This window comes from Nocardia farcinica (assembly GCF_029867845.1).
In the GTDB taxonomy this organism is placed as follows: Bacteria; Actinomycetota; Actinomycetes; order Mycobacteriales; family Mycobacteriaceae; genus Nocardia; species Nocardia farcinica_A.
This window is the reverse complement of sequence record NZ_JARWRU010000052.1, coordinates 1-2037: the sequence shown is the minus strand read 5'-3', so window position 1 is coordinate 2037 and position 2037 is coordinate 1. Positions and strand designations below refer to the sequence as shown.

The window sequence follows — 2037 nt, the reverse complement described above, 5'->3', positions numbered from 1 at the left end:
CCGCCCCCCCCTGGGGGGGGCCCGGCCTCGCGGTTGGTAATTTTTCCCCGGGGGTGGCGCCCGGGCCGGGCCCTCGGGCCCCCGACGGCGGCGGTCGCGCTCCGGTCGCCGGCGGCAGGCGGGATGTCGTCGCGCGGAATGTCCTGGCCGGCCCGCACGACGCCGTCGGCGGACACCAGCACGCGGATGCCCGCCTCGCCGAAGACGAGGGCGGCGCGCTCGTCGGGGTCGTCGGCGTCCACGGGGACGTAGGCGGCGCCCGCGTAGAGGGTGGCGAGGATGGTCGCGTAGAGGTGGTGGCTACCCGAGGGCAATCTGATGCCGACCCGGTCGCCCCTCGACACCCCGGCGGCGGCGAGTTCGGCTGCGCGGGTGTCGATCTCGGCACGCAGCTCGGCGTAGGACAGCACGCGCTCGCCGTCGTCGATCGCGGGGGCGTCCGGGTGGGCGGCGACGGTGGCGTCGAGGATGTCGACCAGGGTGCGCGGGGCGGGGGCGCGCTCGCCGCGACGCAGCGGATCGGGCGCCCGGCCCGGCGGTCTCCGCGCGGTTCCGGTCGCGGTGTCCGCCTGCGGCTGGAGCATCACGTCGTGCCTGCCTCTCCCCGACGGTGCGTTGTCGTCGATGTCGTACCCGGTGGATCGGTGTCCACGACAGGTGGTGTCCACGACAGTTCTTCCACAGGGGGGTTACCGATCGGCGAACACTGTCTCGGTCGACTGCCACGGTACCGGCCGTGCCGCGGGAAACGCCGCGTGAGCTGGACATTTGACATTCCCGGCGCGGATTTGCCAGTCTTTGGGCAGGTCATGAGTACCAGCGCCAAGCCCCGGCTCGCTGGTCGGCAACCCTCCTCCGCGGTGGGGTGCTCCGGGTGACGACCTGGCCGCCGTCCGACCGGGCGCGGCAAGCGCGGACTCGACGACTCCCACGATCTCGGGTCCATGAGCCGATGGGATTTCGCCATGCCTGCTGCTGTCCTGACCACCTCGACCCAGACCGTCGCGCCTGGCGCCGACACGCCCCGCGCGCACACGGCCGGTGTCGACCCGGCGTGCGGCCCGCTGGCCCGGGTGTCCGGTGACGACCTGCGCGTTCCCCTCGTCCAGGGCGGCACCGCCCGCTACGCCAACTTCGACTACGCCGCCAGCGCCCCCGCCCTCGCCCAGGTCACCGACCGCCTCCAGGATCTGTTGCCCTACTACGCCAGCGTGCACCGCGGCGCGGGCTACGCCTCCCGCGTCTCCACCGAGTGCTACGAGTCCGCCCGCGGTTCGGTGGCGCGTTTCCTCGACGCCTGCGACGACCAGGTCGTCGTCTTCACGCGCAACACCACCGACTCGCTGAACCTGCTGGCCGCCTGCGTGCCCGGCGAGACCGTGGTGCTCGACATCGAACACCACGCCAACTTCCTGCCGTGGACCCGCAACGGCCGTCGCGTGGTCACCGCCGCCCGCACCGTCGCCGAGACGCTGATCCGGCTGGAGGCGGAACTGGCCGCCCGGCCCGCCGCGCTGCTCGCTATCACCGGCGCCTCCAATGTGACCGGCGAGGTGCTGCCGGTGGCGGAAGTGGCCGCGCTCGCGCACCGGCACGGCGCCCGGCTGCTCTGCGACGCCGCCCAGCTGGCCCCGCATCGGCGGATCTCGTTGCGGGACAGTGGAATCGACTACCTGGCATTCTCCGGGCACAAGCTCTACGCGCCCTTCGGTGCGGGCGTGCTGGTGGGCAGGCGGGACTGGCTCGACGCCGCGCGGCCCTATCTGGCGGGCGGCGGAGCGGTCCGCGAGGTCACCGCGGACGACGCGCGCTGGGCGTGCGCGCCGCAACGGCACGAGGCCGGGTCGCCGAACGTGCTCGGCGCGGCCGCGATCGCCGCGGCCTGCGATGCCCTTGCCGCCATCGACGCCGACGCGCAGCTGGCGCACGAGCGCGCGCTGACCGAGCGACTGCGGTCGGGGCTGTGCGCGATCGCGGGCGTGCGCACGTTGCGTGTCTTCGCCGACTGCGCCGACTGCGCCGACTGCGTCGGCTGCG

Annotated in this window: 2 protein-coding genes and 1 riboswitch; of the genes, one reads left to right on the top strand and one right to left on the bottom strand. The window is 74.0% G+C overall.

Features of this window, described 5'->3' with window-relative positions; genetic code table 11:
* Positions 1 to 584 (bottom strand): AMP-binding protein (locus QH283_RS00830; RefSeq protein WP_280501103.1); only part of this gene is annotated, 584 nt, incomplete at its 3' end.
* Between the two features lie 221 nt (positions 585 to 805).
* Positions 806 to 919: riboswitch (SAM riboswitch) on the top strand.
* Between the two features lie 25 nt (positions 920 to 944).
* Here QH283_RS00830 and QH283_RS00825 point away from each other — a divergent pair.
* A partial coding sequence (locus QH283_RS00825; protein WP_280501102.1) for an aminotransferase class V-fold PLP-dependent enzyme occupies positions 945 to 2037 on the top strand: 1093 nt, incomplete at its 3' end.